This window comes from Sulfitobacter sp. CW3 (assembly GCF_019392245.1).
In the GTDB taxonomy this organism is placed as follows: Bacteria; Pseudomonadota; Alphaproteobacteria; order Rhodobacterales; family Rhodobacteraceae; genus Sulfitobacter.
The window spans coordinates 1-320 of the sequence record NZ_JAHXRL010000085.1; the positions used below are offsets into that span (position 1 = coordinate 1).

General features: G+C 71.6%; 1 protein-coding gene. It reads left to right on the plus strand.

All coding sequences use genetic code 11. The features are described from left to right. Positions 1-320 (plus strand): transposase (locus KZZ06_RS20295; RefSeq protein ID WP_219581789.1); only part of this gene is annotated, 320 nt, incomplete at both ends.

The following is a 320-nucleotide window of genomic DNA, read 5'->3' on the forward strand; positions in this document are numbered from 1 at the left end:
TCGGCCGCGCGGAGCACGCCCTTCGGGCCGCGGCTGCACGCGGTGGCGACGTACCTCAAGACCTTCCAGGCCTTATCCTACGAGCGGCTGCAGGCGGCGCTCTCCGACCTGTTCGGCCTCACGCTCAGTCAGGGCGGGCTGATGAACCTGCTCCAGCGCGCGCAGAGGCGCTTCCGCTCCGGCCGCGACGAGGCTATCTCGACCCTGCGCCGGGCCACGGTGGTCGCCTCGGACGAGACCGGCGTGCGCATCGAGGGCGCGAACGCCTATCATTGGGTCTTCCACGCGGCCGACGCGGTGGTGCACACGGCTTCCCCGAC